The organism is Xanthobacter variabilis (assembly GCF_043831965.2).
Lineage (GTDB): Bacteria > Pseudomonadota > Alphaproteobacteria > Rhizobiales > Xanthobacteraceae > Xanthobacter.
The window spans coordinates 3,758,027-3,774,253 of the sequence record NZ_CM195533.1 but is presented as its reverse complement, the minus strand read 5'-3'; the positions used below and the strand labels follow the sequence as shown (position 1 = coordinate 3,774,253).

Below are 16,227 nucleotides of genomic sequence, written 5' to 3'. Positions count from 1 at the left end.
CGATGCTGGCCGAACTGTGTATCCGCCGGCCGGTGATGACCACGCTGATGATGCTGGCGCTGGTGGTGGCTGGCCTGTTCGCCTATCGCCAGCTTCCCGTGGCGGCGCTGCCCCGAGTGGACTTTCCCACCATCACCGTCACAGCGACCCTGCCGGGCGCCAGCCCGGAAACCATGGCGACGGCGGTGGCCACGCCCATCGAACGGCAGCTGGCCACAATCGCCGGCATCTCCTCGCTCACCTCGTCGAGCACCCAGGGCTCGACCTCCATCACCATCCAGTTCGATCTCAATCGCGATATCGACAATGCGGCCCTCGACGTGCAGTCCGCCCTTTCGGTGGCGCAGCGCCAGCTGCCGGACGAGATGACCACGCCGCCGAGCTTCCGTAAGGTTAATCCAGCCGATGCGCCGGTGATCCTGCTGGCCATCTCCTCGGCCACGCTGCCGCTCTCGGCGGTGAATGAATATGCCGACACCTTGATCGGCCAGCAGATCTCCCAACTGCCGGGCGTGGCGCAGGTGCAGATCTATGGCAGCCAGAAATATGCCGTGCGGATCCGCGTGGACCCGGCAGCCGCGGCGGCGCGCAATATTTCGGCGGCGGATATTCAGGGGGCGGTGCAGGCGGCGGCCTCCAACACGCCCATCGGCGTGCTTTCCGGTCCCAAGCAGACCTTCACCATCGACATGGGCACGCCCAGCGCCAGCGCGGACCATTTCCGCCGGCTGGTGGTGGCCTGGCGCAATGGCGCGCCGGTGCGGCTCGACGAGATCGCCCGCGTCTCCGACGGGGTGGAGAACGAGCGGGTGGCGAGCTGGTTCAACGACGACCGCTCCATCATCGTCGCCGTGGTGCGCCAGCCCGACGCCAATACGGTCGCGGTGGTGGACGAGGTGAAGGCCCACCTGCCGGCCTTCCGCGCGCAGCTGCCCGCCTCGGTGGACATCAATGTGCTCATGGACCGTTCCGTCTCCATCCGGGAGGCGGTTGCGGATGTGCAGAAGACCCTGTTCGAGGCCATCGTGCTGGTGGTGCTCGTAATCTTCCTGTTCCTGCGGAATGTGCGCGCCACCATCGTGCCGTCGTTGACGCTGCCGCTCTCCATCATCGCCACCTTCGCGGCCATGTGGCTGTTCGGCTTCTCCATCAACAACATGACGCTGCTGGCGCTGACCTTGTGCGTCGGCTTCGTGGTGGATGACGCCATCGTGGTGCTGGAGAACATCTACCGCCACATCGAGAGCGGCATGACACCCTTCCGCGCCGCCATACTGGGCTCGCGGGAGATCGGATTCACCATCATTTCCATGACGTTGTCGCTGGTGGCCGTGTTCATTCCGGTGCTGTTCATGGGCGGCGTGGTGGGGCGCATCTTCCGGGAATTCGCGGTCACCATCTCGGTGGCCATCCTGGTTTCCGGCTTCGTCTCGCTCACGCTCACGCCCATGCTGTGCGCCCGCGTGTTCCAGGCGCCCGATCACGAGCGGCAGCCGAACCTGTTCTTCCGCCTGACGGAGCGCATGTTCGACGCCTGGCTCGGGGCCTATCGGGTGGCGCTGGATGCGGTGCTGCGGCACCGTTTTTTGATGCTGCTGGTGACGTTCGCCACCGTGGGCCTTTCCGCCTATCTCTACGTCATCATCCCCAAGGGCTTCTTTCCGCAGGAGGATAACGGCTTCATCACCGGCACGGTGGAGGCGGCCACGGACACCTCGTTCGACGCCATGGTCGAGCGGCAGAAGCGGGTGGCGGAGGCGGTGCGGGCGGACCCCAACGTGGTCTATCTGGTCTCCACGGCGGGCGCGACCGGCTCAAGCCGCACCACCAATACGGGCCGCCTGTTCATTGCCCTGAAGCCGCGTGATGAGCGCACCCTGTCCGCCAACGGCGTCATCCAGGAGCTGCGCAAGCGGGTGGCGCAGGTGCCCGGCGTGCGGGTGTTTTTCCAGCCGGTGCAGAACATTTCCGTGGGCGGGGTGCAGTCCAAGAGCCAGTATCAGTTCACCTTGCAGAGTTCCGACTCCAAGACGCTCTACGAGGTGGCGCCGCGCATGGAGGCGGCCATCGCCAAGCTGCCGGGTCTGCGCGACGTGACCAGCGATCTGCAGATCACCAGCCCCCAGCTCACCATCGATCTGGACAAGGACAAGGCCGCCGCCCTCGGGATTACCGAGCAGATGCTGCGCGATGCCCTCTACACCCAGTTCGGCACCCGCCAGGTGGCCACCCTCTACACCGATACCAACCAGTACGCGATCATCGCCGAGGTGCAGCCGCGCTTCCAGAAGGACGCGGCCGACCTGTCCCGCGTCTATCTGCGCACCGCCTCCGGCACGGTGGTGCCGCTGGAGACGGTAGCCGATATTCGCCGCACGGTGGGGCCGCTCCAGGTGGCCCACCAGCAGCAGCAGCCTTCCGTCACCATCTCCTTCAATCTCGCGCCCGGTACCTCGCTGGGGCAGGCGGTGACGGAAATCCAGAAGGCGACCCAGGAGGCGGGGCTGCCCGCCAGCATCATCACCGGCTTCCAGGGCACGGCCCAGGTGTTCCAGGACGCGGTCGGCAATCAGGTGCTGCTCATCCTGGCGGCGGTGCTGGTCATCTACATGGTGCTGGGGGTGCTCTATGAGAGCTTCGTGCACCCGCTCACCATCCTGTCGGGCCTGCCGTCGGCGGGCATTGGGGCGCTTATCACCCTGATGGTGGCGGGCATGGAGCTTTCGGTCATCGCCATCATCGGCATTATCATGCTGGTCGGCATTGTGAAGAAGAATGCCATCATGATGATCGACGTGGCCCTGGAGCGCCGGCGTGCGGGGCTTCCGGCCCAGGAGGCCATCCGCACGGCGGCTCTGCTGCGCTTCCGCCCCATCATGATGACGACGCTGGCCGCCATCTTTGGCGTGCTGCCCATCGCGCTCGGGGCAGGGGCAGGCTCGGAGCTGCGCCAGCCCTTGGGCGTGGCGGTGGTGGGCGGCCTCCTGGTGTCCCAGCTGCTCACCCTGTTCATCACGCCGGTGGTCTATCTCTATCTCGACCGGCTGGACCAGGTGGTGCACTACGCCATTTCCGGCCGCCACCAGGAGGAGGAGGCGGCGGAGGACGCGGCCCGCGAGGCCGGCGCCCTGCCGCCAAAGCCCCGCGCGGCAGCGGAATAACGCGCCTCCGGGCGGAAGCAGGCCAATGCTGCCGCGCGTCGTCACCACCACGGCGCCGGCCCGTGGGCCGCGCCTCAGAAGCGCTCCGGAACCACGCGCATGGGGCGGTCGGAGGGCGCGTAGCCGTGGGGCTTGTCGCGCTTGGGCAGCTTCACCGTCTCCCGCGGGAGTTCCTCATAGGGAATCTTCGACAGCAGGTGGGAGATGATGTTCAGCCGGGTCCGCTTCTTGTCGTCCGATTGCACCACGTACCAGGGTGCCCATTCCGTATCGGTGGCGGCGAACATCTCGTCGCGGGCGCGGGAATATTCATACCAGCGGGAATAGGATTCCAGATCCATGGGCGAGAGCTTCCAGACCTTGCGCGGGTCGTCGATGCGGCTCTCCATGCGCCGGGTCTGCTCCTCCTCCGACACCTCCAGCCAGTATTTCAGCAGGATGATGCCGGATTCGACCATGGCCTTTTCCACGAGCGGCGTGCCCATGAGGAATTTCTGCGCCTGCTCTTCGGTGCAGAAGCCCATCACCCGCTCGACCCCGGCGCGATTGTACCAGGAACGGTCGAAGATCATGATTTCGCCCGCCGCCGGGAAGTAGGGCACGTAGCGCTGGACGAACATCTGGGACTTCTCCCGCTCGGTGGGCGGGGGCAGGGCGATCACGCGGAAGATGCGCGGGCTGACACGCTCCATGATGGCCTTGATGACGCCGCCCTTGCCGGCGCCGTCGCGTCCCTCGAAGACAACGCAGACCTTCGCGCCCGTTTGCTTCGCCCACAGCTGAAGCTTCACCAGCTCCGAGTGGAGCTCCTTCAGCTGGGCCTCATAGGCCTTGCGCTTCATGGGGGCCGCCGCGCCGTCCTCCGGCGTTTCGGGGGCGGGACTGGCGAGGTCTGCCGCCGCTCTGTCGGCCTTGTGGCCGCCGCTTTTGTTCTTCTTGCCCATGACGGTGCCTCCCGCGCCGATGCCTGATGGAAACACGCCCCGGCCAGCGGTGCCGGCCGGGGGCTTCGTGGTCGCGCGCCGTCAGGCCCAGCTGAGGAAGAAGCCCACGTCGCCGGGCATGCCGTTCGGCCAATCCACGATCATCGCCTTCAGCTTGTAATGCGCGGGCCGCAGATGGTCCCGCCACAGCTCGAACGCCTGGCGCGGCCGGCCGGTGAGGGTGTCGGGCCAGCCTTCCTCCGCATTGTTGATGGCGCGCCCCTTGTCGGTGCACAGGGTGTTGGGAAAGCGCATCACCATGATCTCGGTCTCGCCCCGCTGGGCGGCGATTTTCATCTTGCTGATGAGGCTCTCGGCGATGGCGTGCAGCACCTCGGGGTTGAGGTCGAGGGGCGTGGACAGCGTCTTCACCAGCGCGGCGCGCGCCTGCTCCTCGCGATCCATGGCGGCGAGCTCCTTGCTGAGCTTCGCCTGCTCCAGCTCCTGCATGTAGGTCCGCAAGTCATCGGCCGACATGAAGCTTTCGTCGCCCAGAGTGGCATGCTGCTCGGGGGCTGCTGCGGTCATGACATGATCCTTCTGACGCAAGGTAAACAAAGCACTGCACGTTCATCCTGGAGCATCCGCACGACGTCCGCTTTACGGCATGTCAAGCATCCGCGATGCGGCACTGCGGTATTGCGCGCCGCTGCTCCGGCTTGTGGAGGTTTTATTGTACCGAACAATGAAGAGCGCCGTCGCATAGGCGGGTGGCCGGAAGAGCCTTGCCGTAGGAATTTCGATCATTTGCGCCTTCCCAGCGATTTTTAAAGGCTCCCGATAGGCTTTCGCGAATCTGAACGTCCAACTGTACTTCCAGATAACTGCAGCATGGAAGACCATCGCGTGCCGGGGTCAAGGGGCGCCGTCGCGCGCTCGCGCGGTGGTGATGAGGCGCTGCGCCCTCCAGCTCGCGTGGCGCCGCGCTGGAGTGGCATTTTTGCCACCACCGGACGGCCCGGCGCGGCTAAATTTTATAGACCCCCATGCTCTTGTGGGGATCAGTTGATTCGGGCGCGTCCCGGTCCCATTCGAGCCGGTAGCCGACGGCAGCCCCCGAGGGCGCGACGGCGATGGCGGTGGATCGCGGTGCGAGGGTCTCGTCGAGGTGTTCCATGGCGGCGTTGGGGCGGGGTCTTCTCACGGTATGTCTGGCGTCGGTCGCGCTCGGGTGCGCGAGCGCGGCCATGGCGGCGGATGTGACGATCGGGAATGGAACGGCACAGCCCGCCACCACTGAGGATTGGTACGTCACCATCGGCATTTCCGGGCGGGTCGAGCCGGATTATCCGGGCGCCGACAGCTATGCCATCCGGCCGCGCGGCATCTTCTCCATCGCCAAGGCGAGCCAGCTCAACGTTTTCCGGAGTGTGGACGACAACCCCTCCATCGCGTTCTTCGATACCGGCGCGTTCCGCATCGGTGCCGTGGGCAAGCTGGATTGGGGGCGCGACGAAGACGCTTCCGATCGCCTGACCGGTCTCGGCGACATCGGCATGGGCGTTGAGGGGGGCGGCTTCGCCGAGTGGTATCCGTTCGACTGGCTGCGCCTGCGCGCCGAGCTGCGTTATGGCGTCGGCGGCTTTTCCGGCTTCACCGGCGATCTGGCGGCGGACGCCATCTACACCATGGACCGCTGGCGCTTCGCCGTGGGACCCCGCCTTTCCTATGCCGGCTCCGGCTACATGAGCTCCTATTTCGGCGTCACGCCGGTCCAGTCGCTCAACGCGACGCTGCTGGGCAATCCGCTGCCGGTCTATGACGCGGGCGCGGGATTCGATCTGGTGGGGGTGACGGGGCAGCTCACCTATAACTTCCGCAACGGTTTCGAGGCCGGCGTGTATGGCGGCTACGGCTACCTGCTGGGCGATGCAGCATCCTCGCCGCTGACCAGCGACAAGAACCAGTTCCGCACCGGCATTTCGCTGAGCTACACCTTCAACATCGGCAAGTCCTGGTGGTGACCGTTCTCCCGCGCGGAGAGGCTTCACTCCGGGCTTGACGCTCGGCGGACGGTATCCGGACGGCTGTCTCAAGGCCGGCCGTTTTTAATGGGCCGGGCGATGGAGCGTGATGGGGCGGACGCTTGCGCTGTAAGGCGCAATCGGCGCCCGCGTCCGGATTCGGCTGCTCATCCGCCCCCGGTGGGCTCAGGCCCAGTGGCAAGGGCGCTGGCCCAGTGGATGCCTGAAGACCGGCCGCGACCGGTGGGGGCCTTTCAGCGATCGGAAGCCGATTCGCACGAAGAAGCCGCGCTAAATCAGCAAAGCATATGCCTTCCCTTTCGCCATGGAGCGGAGGAAGCGCTCTACAGTCCGCTGGAAGCTGTCTGCGAGCCAAAGACCGCGGCGAGCCAATTGCGGCTGCGAGCCAAGGCGAGGCGGAAGGACGAGGGGCCTCCCCCTCCATTCAGTTCATTGAATTCACGTGCCGTGTCCGCGCGGGCCGGCTTCCCCGTGGCGCGGGCGGGCTCTAGCTGCCCCGTTGGCCCGAGGCGCCGTCACCGTCTGGTGCGTTATCGCCGTCGCGCTCACCACGGTGGGCGGCTCCATAGCCGAGAATGATGGCGCCGCCTGCGGCCGCGGCAGCGCCCGCGCTGCTGCTGGCCGCTTCGGCGGAGGCGGGGGCCTCGCCCGAATCGGTTTCTCGGGCCAGCCCGAAATCCGAAGGGGGCTCGGAACTCGCCGGAGGTATCGCCGGCCTTACGGAAGCCACAGCCTCGCGCCGGTCCGGCGCGCGACGACGGTGCACCAAGGCGAAGAACAACGCGATGGGCACCAGCGCGACCAGCAGCGGCAGAATGATGGAAACGTCCACGATCAGCGGGCCTCGCGGCGTGCCAGGAAGGCCAGTCGCTCGAACAGGTGCACGTCCTGCTCGTTCTTCAGGAGCGCGCCGTGGAGCGGCGGGATGGACTTGCGCAGGTCCTGCTCGCGCAGCGTGTCGGCCTCCACGTCCTCGGCCAGCAGCAGCTTGAGCCAGTCGATAAGCTCCGAGGTGGACGGCTTCTTCTTCAGGCCGGGCACGTCCCGCAGGTCGTAGAAGAGCCGCAGCGCCTCACTCACCAGCCGCTGCTTGATGCCGGGAAAGTGGACCTCGACGATGGCGCGCATGGTCTCGGCATCGGGGAAGCGGATGTAGTGGAAGAAGCAGCGGCGCAGGAAGGCATCCGGCAACTCCTTCTCGTTGTTGGAGGTGATGATCACCACGGGCCGCTGGCGCGCCTTCACCTGCTCTCCGGTCTCGTAGACGTGGAACTCCATGCGGTCGAGTTCCTGCAGCAGGTCGTTGGGAAACTCGATGTCGGCCTTGTCCACTTCGTCGATGAGCAGCACCGGCCGCTGTTCGGCGGAGAAGGCGGTCCACAGCTTGCCCTTGCGGATGTAGTTGGCGATGTCGTGCACCTTCGGGTCGCCCAGCTGGCTGTCGCGCAGGCGGGCCACGGCGTCATATTCATAAAGGCCCTGCTGGGCCTTTGTGGTGCTTTTCACATGCCATTCGATGAGCGGGGCACCGAGGGCCTGCGCCACCTCCTGGGCCAGCACGGTCTTGCCGGTGCCCGGCTCGCCCTTCACCAGCAGCGGGCGCTCCAGGACGATGGCGGCGTTGACCGCGATCTTGAGATCATCGGTTGCGACATAGCTGTCGGTGCCCTCGAAACGCATGGATGCTCACTTCCTTCTTTGGCCGACGACAGGGTTCCCGTGCGTTGCCGCACCCTGCGCGCTTCAGCCATGGGTTGCGGCTTTCGGGCGCAGCCCGTGTCAAGCCGAGTGCCCTGCGGCGGCTGCTGCGTCGCGGCAGGGTCGACACCCGCAGCCCCTTCGTCAAGTCCCGCGGAAGCGCGGAACCGTCATCGGAACCGCCAATGGTGGTTGTCGACGGCGGAGAGCGTGGATATAAGCGCGGCGACCTTGGAGCGTCATTCCTGCCGGGAAAGGTCGCCTCGCCGCGCTCGATGGTGGGAGGCCGCTCCAGTTCGTCGACGGGGCAGGCGAGGCCGCATCCGCCGGAGGCCGGGCGGCGGATCCTGCACCGCGGGGATCAACGACGCTTTTTTGAGGACACGGCTGATGTCGATCCAACTCGACGATGACTATCGGCCCCGCGAGGACGAGCCTTTCATGAATGACAGGCAGCGGGAATATTTCCGGCTGAAGCTGTTGAAGTGGAAGGACGACATCCTGCGGGAAGCGCGTGAAACCCTGCAGCACCTTCAAGACGAGAATCAGAACCATCCCGACCTTGCCGACCGCGCGTCGTCGGAGACCGATCGCTCCATTGAGCTTCGGGCCCGTGACCGTCAGCGCAAGCTGATCTCGAAAATCGATGCCGCCCTTCAGCGGATCGAGGACGGGAGCTACGGCTATTGCGAGGATACGGGTGATCCCATCTCGCTGAAGCGGCTGGAGGCTCGCCCCATCGCGACCCTTTCGGTCGAGGCGCAGGAGCGCCACGAGCGCCGCGAGCGGGTTTATCGCGACGACTAAGCGCCGTCCGGCGGTCTATCCGGGTTCCGGATGCTTCCGGGCAGGTTCGGTGGGCATCGTCCATCGGACGGGAATTGAAAAAGGCCGGCCCTTTCGAGGGTCGGCCTTTTTCTTTGCTCGCTCGGCTGCGCGGCGGGGAAGGCGGCGATGCGCCTCCCCCCGTTCATGCTCAGCGGGACGGCTTGCGTCCCAGAAGGGTCGCCATCTCCGCATCGAACTCATCGAGAAATGAGTCGTCCATGTTGATCGGCGTTTCCGGTTCGGGTTGAGGCGCCTTGACCTCGGGCTCCATCTTCGGAAGGACGTTCACCAAAGGCGCAGCCTCGGTCCGACGGGCGCTGAGAAGCGGCTCACGCTTGGTCGGCGCGGCCGGCTCGGAAGTGCGGGCCGCGCGGTTCGCTGCGACCTCGGGGGCGGCCGGCGGAGGCTCCACGGTGCGTTGTTCACTGCGCCGGGTGGCACGCATCCAGCCATCGGCAAAAAGCTCCTTCGCCTGGGTGCGCGCCGCCGATTCCGTCGCCGGAGCCGAGTCCGTGGGGGCGTCGGAGATGAAGCGGGCATAGTCAGCCGGCTTCAGGGAGCGGGCCTTCGGATCGGCGCGCGGAACGACGGGCTCCACCGGCTGGCGGGGAGACAGCGGCAGCCGCGGCCGCTCAGGCTCGACCGGAACGCTGACTTCCGCAGTGGTGCCCTCAATGTCCTCCAGCAGGTCGGAAAGGGAGAGGCGCAGGCTGTCATCGGAGGGGCGCGAAAGGGCGGCATCGAGCCGCTGTGCCATCTCGCGAAGCCTGGGCTCCACAGGAGCCGGATGGGCGCTTTCGCCACCCACCGTGCGCGCGGCAGGCGCGCGGGGTGCGCGCGCCGGCGGCGCCTCAGCAGGCGCCGGGGGGGCGGCCAGCTCATGCTCCTGCAGCGCGGCCGCCATCTCCGCGGCGATCTGGTCGGCCAGCTCCTGCTCGGCGGCTGCCTTCTCGGCAGCCGCGCGCTCAGCTGCGGCCTTCCGGGCTGCGGCTTCCTCCGCAGCAGCCTTCTCGGCGGCGGCGCGCTCAGCTGCGTCCTTCCGGGCTGCGGCTTCTTCCGCAGCAGCCTTCTCGGCGGCGGCGCGCTCAGCTGCGTCCTTCCGGGCTGCGGCTTCTTCCGCAGCAGCCTTCTCGGCGGCGGCGCGCTCAGCTGCAGCCTTCCGGGCTGCGGCTTCCTCCGCAGCGGCCTTCTCGGCGGCGGCGCGCTCGGCGGCGGCCTTCCGGGCTGCTGCCTTCTCCGCAGCGGCCTTCTCTACGGCTGCGCGTTCCGCTGCGGCCCTCTGGGCGGCCGCCTTCTCAGTCGCGGCCTTTTCAGCGGCAGCTTTCTCTGCGGCTAGCTTCTGAGCGGCCGCCTTTTCAGCAGCGGCCTTGTCCCCTGCGGCTTTCTCGGCTGCGGCACGCTCCGCCGCAGCTTTCTGGGCCGCAGCCTTCTGGGTCGCAGCCTTCTCCGCGGCCGCCTTCTCAGCCGCCGCGCGTTCCGCTGCAGCCTTTTGGGCGGCAGTCTTTTCGGTGGCGGCTTTCTCGGCCGCCGGAGCGTTTTGCTGAGCGCGGGTGGCGGAATCAGGCTTTCCGGCGTCCTGGGTGATCTGCGCTGGCGCGACGGTGGCGCGGCTCTCCCGGTCGCTGCCGAGCAGAAGGGCAAGTCCGCGCTGCGCCGCGTCGTCGGAGCGCTGCGGCTCCTTGCGGGCTGCTCCTTCAGCCGCCGGCTCCTCTTCCTCCATCAGCCGCTCGATTTCGCGCTGCAGAAGGTCAACTCGATGCTCGACACGCCGAATGCTCTGAAGCGCGGCCTCCTTCCTGTCCTCCGGCACGGAAGGAAGGCGCTTACGCAGGGTCGCGCTATGTGCCTTGCTGCGCGCCAGGGCTTCCGTGAGCTCGCCGAGGCGGCTGGGCGGCGACTCGGGCTCCTCGGGGGCGGCCGGTGCCGGCTGCTGCGGGCGAGGAGGCGCGGGAGGAAGCTCCTTGACTGCTGGGGCTGCCTTGACCGGCGCCGGCGTGGGGCGAGCCGGGGCGATGGGCGGGGCTTCCGGGGCCGGTCGGGGCGGCGGGGCATAGCGCGCCGCTTGAGCGTCGTCCACAGGGGCGCCGAGCGCCGCCGCGACTGCGCTGGCGGCGAGTGCCTCCGGGCGAGGTGGCGTGGGGGGAAGCTGCGGGCTCTCCGCGCGCGGCGCGGCGATCGGCTGCCGGGCGGCGGGGGCCTGCCCGCCGTGCTGCGCTTCGCGTTCCATGGGCATGGCGGGACGCAGGCCGGTGGCAGCGACGTAGCTGCCGGTGATGTTCTGCTCGACCACCACGTCGTTGTTGCCGCCGGTGAGCACAAGGTGCTCCACATCGTCGCGCCGCACCAGCACGAGGCGGCGGCGCGGGTCGATGCTGATGGCGTCGACGATCGCGAGGCGAGGTCCGGCGCGGCCTCGCCCGGAAGCTCGTCCCGGCATGCCCCCGCTCAGCTTGCGCATCACCAGGATGGTGACGCCGAGCAAGGCGGCGATGACGATCAGGGAGATCGCCAACCGAACCGGAAGATCGAGCTCCGCGCCAAACAACTGCTGTAACATCACGCCTCCGTCGCGCAGCCTACGGGTATCGAGTCATAGCGGGCGGATGACTCTGCGTCTGCATGTTAGGGGTCACCCCTTAAGCTTTTGTTGATAATCATGGCAGGATTTCAGTCGGTGACGAATCTGCGCGTATGCATGAGCCGTCGCCGGGACGGTGACCGGTCGTTGCGACGCGGAAGCGGGAAGGGTTTGCGATGAGCAAGACGAATGCGGCAGCGCGCGCGCCGCGGTCCATGTCCCGGGGGCTTGGGGGCGACCCCTTGCGCATGGTGGCCGTGGCCGCGATGGCCTTGGTCGGCGGTATCGTGGCCACCCTGCTGTTCGCGGGGGCGTCCGGCTCGTTCCTGTCCGGCATCATCGGGGGGTTCGCGGCGTTCGGCGCCTTCTGGGCCGCCTCCATGGTCTGGCGCTCGTTCCGTGGCGAGCCCGCGCCGGTGGAAGCCAGCGGGCCGGTGGTGCTGGAGGCCTCGCCCGATGCCATGGCGGTGGTCGAGGATGGGGAGCGGGTGGTTGAGTCCAACCCCGCTTATTTGTCCCTGTGCCGCAGCGAGGGGCGCGAGCCGCCCAGCCCCGAACGGTTCCTGTCGCGGGTGCCCGGCACCCAGGCCGCCATGTCCGAGCTGCTCGGCGCGGTCGCGGACGGCAAGGCCTTCACGCGGCGCATCAGCTTCGATTCGGGAAGCGGCGGCCGTCAGCTTGAAATCTCCGTTCAGCCGCTCAAGAGCCGCCGACGCGTCCTGTGGGCCCTGCGCGTGATCGAGGCACCGCCCGCCCCCGCGCCGGTGGCGCCGGTGCTGCCGACGGTGGAGGCGGTCGCCGAGCTCGCCCCGCTTGCGGCCCTGGACGACAAGACGGCTTCCGCGCTGCTGGAGGCCTGGGAGCGCGCGCCGGCCGGTGTCGCCCGCTTCGGACGTGATCGGGTGGTGCTGGCCAATGCCAGCCTCTGCCGCCTGCTCGGCTACGGCCTAGCGGAATGGCCGGCCGAGGGCATGGCGCTGCAGGAGGTCATCGCTCCGGCCTATGTGCCTGATCTGCGCGGCGCGCTCGGCCCCGGACGGGGGGCGGCGAGCCTTGAGCTGGACCTCACCCGCAAGGACGGGCGCCCGCTGGCGGTCTTCCTGCGCCTGGGCGTCAGCGACGCCGCCGGCGAGGCGACGGCGGTCATTCTTCCCCGTACGGTACTGCCCACCGCCGGTGTTGCCGCTCCTTCGGCGGGAGCCGCCGCGCCGGCTGCTGCCGCGCGCGTCGCGCCGGCGCCGGTCGTGCGGTCCGCGGAAGTTGGGGAGGCGTCGCCGCAGCCGGCCGCCGCCGCGCCGGGCCAGGCGCCGGCCCGCGCCGATGTGGATCGTTTCTTTCTGCGCGCTCCGGTGGCTCTGGCGTTGCTGGATGCCCAGGGCCGCATCCGGGCTGCCAACGCGGCTTTCGCCCGGCTGTTCGGTGCCGAGGCGGCCACCGCCGGCCAGCCGTTGCGCGCGGTGATTTCCGAACGCGACGCGGCGGCTGTGGACGGCTTCCTGGGCGCGGCGCGCTCGGGCACCCAGCCCTCGGGCCCCTGTGACGTCACGGCGACCGGCGCGGGCGGCCGCTCTGCCCGCCTCTACGCGGCACCGCTCGGCGGCGCTGACGGGAGTGGTGGCGATATCGCGCTGTGCGCCATCGATACCTCTGAGCAGAAGGCGCTGGAGGCGCAATTCGCCCAATCCCAGCGGCTGCAGGCGGTGGGGCACCTCGCCGGCGGCGTGGCGCACGATTTCAACAACGTGCTCACCGCCATCATCGGCTATTGCGACCTGCTGCTGGCCAAGCACCGGCCGAGCGATCCGTCCTTCCCGGACATCATGCAGATCAAGCAGAACGCAAACCGGGCGGCGGCCCTGGTGCGCCAGCTGCTCGCCTTCTCCCGGCGCCAGACGCTGCGGCCCCAGGCGGTGGAGCTCACCGACGTGATCTCCGACGTGTCGGAGCTGCTGCGCCGTCTCATCGGCGAGCGCATCACCCTCGATGTGCAGCACGCCCGTGACCTGTGGCCGGTGAAGGTCGACGTGAACCAGTTCGAGCAGGTGATCGTGAACCTGGTGGTGAACGCCCGCGACGCCATGCCGGACGGGGGCACGCTGACCCTGCGCACCGCCAATGTTCCGGAAAGCGCCTGCGCGGCCTATGGCGCCGGCAACCTCACCCCGGCCGATTATGTGGTGGTGGAGGTGGAGGATACCGGCACCGGGATCCCGCCCGAAATCATCGACAAGATCTTCGAGCCCTTCTTCTCCACCAAGGAAGTGGGCAAGGGTACCGGGCTCGGCCTGTCCACCGTCTATGGCATCGTCCAGCAGACCGGCGGCACCATTCTCGCCGCCAGCGAGATGGGCAAGGGCACCGTGTTCCGCGTGTTCCTGCCGCGCTATGTGCCCTCCGCCGAGCCGGAGCCCCAGCGGCCCGCCGAGCCCGAGGTGAAGATGGGTGATTCCACCGGGCAGGGCCGCATCCTGCTGGTGGAGGACGAGGATGCGGTGCGCGCCTTCGCCAGCCGCGCCCTCTCCGCCCGGGGATATGAGGTGCTCACCGCCGCCAGCGGCGTCGAGGCCCTCGAGCTGCTGGAAAAGGGCGAGCAGTCCGGCGCGCGTCCTGTCGATCTGGTGATCTCCGACGTGGTGATGCCGGAGATGGACGGCCCGAGCCTGCTGAAGGAGCTGCGGGCCCGCGATCCGGGTATGAAGGTGATCTTCATCTCGGGCTATGCGGAGGAGGCCTTCGCGCGCAACCTTCCGCCCTCCGAGCACTTCGCCTTCCTGCCGAAGCCGTTCTCGCTGAAGCAGCTGGTGGCGGCCGTCAACACCGCCCTGCGCGGAGGGGAGTGAGGGCGCGCGCGGCGCGTTCCGGTGCCGCCGGCGGGGCGCTCTTGCGTCCGGCTGGCGGAGGTGCCTGAAAACTGCCACGCAGCCAGCAATTTGCTGTCCAAATCCGCTGCAACTTCTTCTAATCTCCATGCGGTTGGGGAAATTGGGAGGCGGCAGATGAGGCAGCGCAAGCACAAAGGCGGGGCGGCGGGGCCGCCGCTCAAAAGTGACGGGCCGGCTGGCTGGTCACGGCTTGCCGTGGCCCTGGTGTTCGGCTGGTCATCCACCGTCGGACCGGTTTTCGCGCAAGGCGCGCCGACGACGGGAACAACGACCTCCGAAACCCCTGCGGCTGGGGTCTCCACCGCCTCGCCCGAGGTTGCGCCGCCCGCGGCCGCCGCTCCGCCTGCCGACGGCGGCGCGCCGGCTGTCGCGCCTGCGGAAGCGGGGGCGGTTGCTCCGGCGGCCAGCGCTTCACCTCCGCCTGAACCGGCTGCCTCCGCCGTGGCACCTCCGGTTGCACAGCCTGGCCCGGTTCCTGCCGGCGAGCAGGCTCCGCCTCCGGCCGCCGCCGACATCCCGCCGGCAAACGGAACCGCCGCGGTTCCAGCCGCGAATCTGTATACCGTGAGCGAGCTGGAACAGTTCCTCGCCCCCTACGCGCTCTACCCGGATACGCTGCTCTCGCAGATGCTTCCGGCGACCACCTTCCCGCTGCAGATCGTGGAGGCCGCCCGCTGGCTGGACGCGCACAAGAAGGCCGTGGCGAAGGGCGACTTCTCCGGGATCGACAGCAAGAAGTGGGACCCCACGGTGAAGGCGCTCGCGCGCTTTCCCGATGTGGTCCGCCAGCTGGACCAGAACCTCGAATCGACCACCGCCATCGGCTATGCCTTCGCCAACCAGCCTGAGGACGTCGCCGTGGCCATCCAGGCCCTGCGCGCAAAGGCGGAAGCGGCCGGCAACCTGAAGACCACGCCGCAGCAGGTGGTGACAACCCAGCGCGGTTCCAGCGGCGGGGCGAGCACCATCTACATCACCCCGGCCCAGCCGGATGTGGTGTACGTGCCGCAGTACGACTACTCGTCCATCTACACTGCGGCCGGCGTGGGCCTCCTGGGCTTCGGCGCGGGCGTGCTGGTGGGCAGCGCCTGGAACAATTCGTGGAACTGGGGGGGCGGATGGGTCTATCCGCCGGTATGGCCCGGCTATCCGGGCTGGCGCCCGCCGCCGCCGCGCCCTGGCCCCTGGCCCGGCCCCGGTCCGCGTCCGCCAGGCCCTGGCCCCTGGCCGGGCCCCGGCCCGCGTCCTCCGGTTCCAGGTCCGGCGCCGATCCCCGGTCCCGGGGGTGGGCTGAAGCCCTGGCGTCCGCATCCGGGCCCAGGTCGTCCCGGCTATCCGGGCGGTCCCGGCCGTCCCGGTGGCCCCGGGGGGCCCGGTGGTCCCGTACATCCCATCGGGCCCGGTGGTCCCGGCCGTCCGGGTGGTCCCGGCGGCCCTGGCGGTCCGGTGCATCCCATTGGGCCGGGCGGCCCTGGCCGTCCGGTGGGCCCTGGCGGTCCAGGCGGTCCGGTGCATCCCATCGGACCGGGAGGCCCCGGTCGCCCCGGTGGTCCGGTGCAGCCGATCGGACCGGGAGGTGCGGGTGGCGCCGGCCGCCCGGGAGGACCCGTGGCCCCCATCGGCCCCGGCAAGCCCGGGCCCGGTGGTCCCGGTCGCCCTGGTGGCGCGGGCGGGCCTGTGCATCCGGTTGGCCCCGGTAAGCCTGGTACTCCTGGACGTCCCGGCATGACCGGGGGAGCGGGGCAGGGCCCCGGCTTTGTGAAGAAGCCGCAGGTCAAAAAGCCCCAGAGCCACCCGCAAGGCATGAAGAAGCCGAATGTGCGGCCGCCGAATGTGGGCAAGCCGCAGCAGATGCGGGCGCCAAAGGGCAGATCTCCCGCCATGCACGCGCCATCGCGGCCGCGCCCGGCGCAGATGCGGGCGCCGTCGCGGGGCGGCGCCAAGGTGACGCCGCGCGGCGGCGGGGGCCGGCACGCCCCCGTCCGGCGCCGATGATGGGAGCGGCGGGCTGGAGGCGTCTTCTGTGAGGGCGCCAGTACGGCTCCGCCGCGCCACCGCTTCCGTTAGGGCGGTGCGGCGCTGCTGAGAATCGAGTCTCTGTCTAAAGTGTGA

The 16,227-nt window shown here is 68.7% G+C and carries 11 protein-coding genes; 5 read left to right on the top strand and 6 right to left on the bottom strand.

The features are described 5' to 3' along the window. Window positions 1–2 precede the first annotated feature (2 nt). On the top strand, window positions 3–3,161 hold the full coding sequence (locus V5F26_RS16520) for an efflux RND transporter permease subunit (protein ID WP_394947372.1): 3,159 nt from the start codon (window positions 3–5) through the stop codon (window positions 3,159–3,161). A gap of 74 nt (window positions 3,162–3,235) precedes the next feature. Here the strand turns inward: V5F26_RS16520 and ppk2 are convergent, their stop codons facing one another. The 3 genes from ppk2 to V5F26_RS16505 form a co-directional block, all read right to left on the bottom strand. Then, on the bottom strand, window positions 3,236–4,105 hold the full coding sequence (gene ppk2 / locus V5F26_RS16515) for a polyphosphate kinase 2 (protein ID WP_394947373.1): 870 nt from the start codon (window positions 4,103–4,105) through the stop codon (window positions 3,236–3,238). An 81-nt stretch (window positions 4,106–4,186) separates the two neighbouring features. Next, entirely contained in the window at window positions 4,187–4,672 is a 486-nt protein-coding gene (locus tag V5F26_RS16510; protein ID WP_234052287.1) for a hypothetical protein, read from the bottom strand. 439 nt (window positions 4,673–5,111) lie between these two features. Beyond that, window positions 5,112–5,288, bottom strand: a complete 177-nt coding sequence (locus tag V5F26_RS16505; RefSeq protein ID WP_509210522.1) for a hypothetical protein — start codon at window positions 5,286–5,288, stop codon at window positions 5,112–5,114. 55 nt (window positions 5,289–5,343) lie between these two features. Here V5F26_RS16505 and V5F26_RS16500 point away from each other — a divergent pair, with 55 nt between their 5' ends. Then, window positions 5,344–6,108: a MipA/OmpV family protein gene (locus tag V5F26_RS16500; protein ID WP_394947375.1), complete on the top strand. Its 765-nt coding sequence runs from the start codon at window positions 5,344–5,346 to the stop codon at window positions 6,106–6,108. A gap of 508 nt (window positions 6,109–6,616) precedes the next feature. On the opposite strand, the gene V5F26_RS16495 is transcribed toward V5F26_RS16500, so the two are convergent. Beyond that, the gene (locus tag V5F26_RS16495) at window positions 6,617–6,961 is read right to left on the bottom strand and encodes a hypothetical protein (protein WP_394947376.1); all 345 of its coding nucleotides are present in this window, start codon (window positions 6,959–6,961) and stop codon (window positions 6,617–6,619) included. A 2-nt stretch (window positions 6,962–6,963) separates the two neighbouring features. Further along, the gene (locus V5F26_RS16490) at window positions 6,964–7,809 is read right to left on the bottom strand and encodes an AAA family ATPase (protein ID WP_394055193.1); all 846 of its coding nucleotides are present in this window, start codon (window positions 7,807–7,809) and stop codon (window positions 6,964–6,966) included. A 408-nt stretch (window positions 7,810–8,217) separates the two neighbouring features. Here V5F26_RS16490 and dksA point away from each other — a divergent pair, with 408 nt between their 5' ends. Continuing rightward, window positions 8,218–8,634, top strand: a complete 417-nt coding sequence (dksA, locus tag V5F26_RS16485) for an RNA polymerase-binding protein DksA (RefSeq protein ID WP_234052283.1) — start codon at window positions 8,218–8,220, stop codon at window positions 8,632–8,634. Between the two features lie 169 nt (window positions 8,635–8,803). On the opposite strand, the gene V5F26_RS16480 is transcribed toward dksA, so the two are convergent. Continuing rightward, the gene (locus V5F26_RS16480) at window positions 8,804–11,212 is read right to left on the bottom strand and encodes a flagellar biosynthetic protein FliO (protein WP_509210521.1); all 2,409 of its coding nucleotides are present in this window, start codon (window positions 11,210–11,212) and stop codon (window positions 8,804–8,806) included. 197 nt (window positions 11,213–11,409) lie between these two features. Between V5F26_RS16480 and V5F26_RS16475 the strand changes: the two genes are divergently transcribed. Together V5F26_RS16475 and V5F26_RS16470 are read left to right on the top strand one after the other, a co-directional pair. Next, window positions 11,410–14,073 (top strand): ATP-binding protein, encoded by a 2,664-nt coding sequence (locus tag V5F26_RS16475; RefSeq protein WP_394947378.1) that lies wholly within the window; start codon window positions 11,410–11,412, stop codon window positions 14,071–14,073. Window positions 14,074–14,679: 606 nt separating this feature from the next. Next, window positions 14,680–16,110: a DUF3300 domain-containing protein gene (locus V5F26_RS16470; protein WP_394947379.1), complete on the top strand. Its 1,431-nt coding sequence runs from the start codon at window positions 14,680–14,682 to the stop codon at window positions 16,108–16,110. The last annotated feature ends 117 nt before the right edge of the window (window positions 16,111–16,227 follow it).

Bases quoted from the DNA above. Each gene is read 5' to 3' on its own strand.
- V5F26_RS16520 (WP_394947372.1), top strand. From the start codon at position 3: ATGCTGGCCGAACTGTGTATCCGCCGGCCGGTGATGACCACGCTGATG.
- ppk2 (WP_394947373.1), bottom strand. From the start codon at position 4,105: ATGGGCAAGAAGAACAAAAGCGGCGGCCACAAGGCCGACAGAGCGGCG.
- V5F26_RS16510 (WP_234052287.1), bottom strand. From the start codon at position 4,672: ATGACCGCAGCAGCCCCCGAGCAGCATGCCACTCTGGGCGACGAAAGC.
- V5F26_RS16490 (WP_394055193.1), bottom strand. From the start codon at position 7,809: ATGCGTTTCGAGGGCACCGACAGCTATGTCGCAACCGATGATCTCAAG.
- dksA (WP_234052283.1), top strand. From the start codon at position 8,218: ATGTCGATCCAACTCGACGATGACTATCGGCCCCGCGAGGACGAGCCT.
- V5F26_RS16480 (WP_509210521.1), bottom strand. From the start codon at position 11,212: ATGTTACAGCAGTTGTTTGGCGCGGAGCTCGATCTTCCGGTTCGGTTG.
- V5F26_RS16475 (WP_394947378.1), top strand. From the start codon at position 11,410: ATGAGCAAGACGAATGCGGCAGCGCGCGCGCCGCGGTCCATGTCCCGG.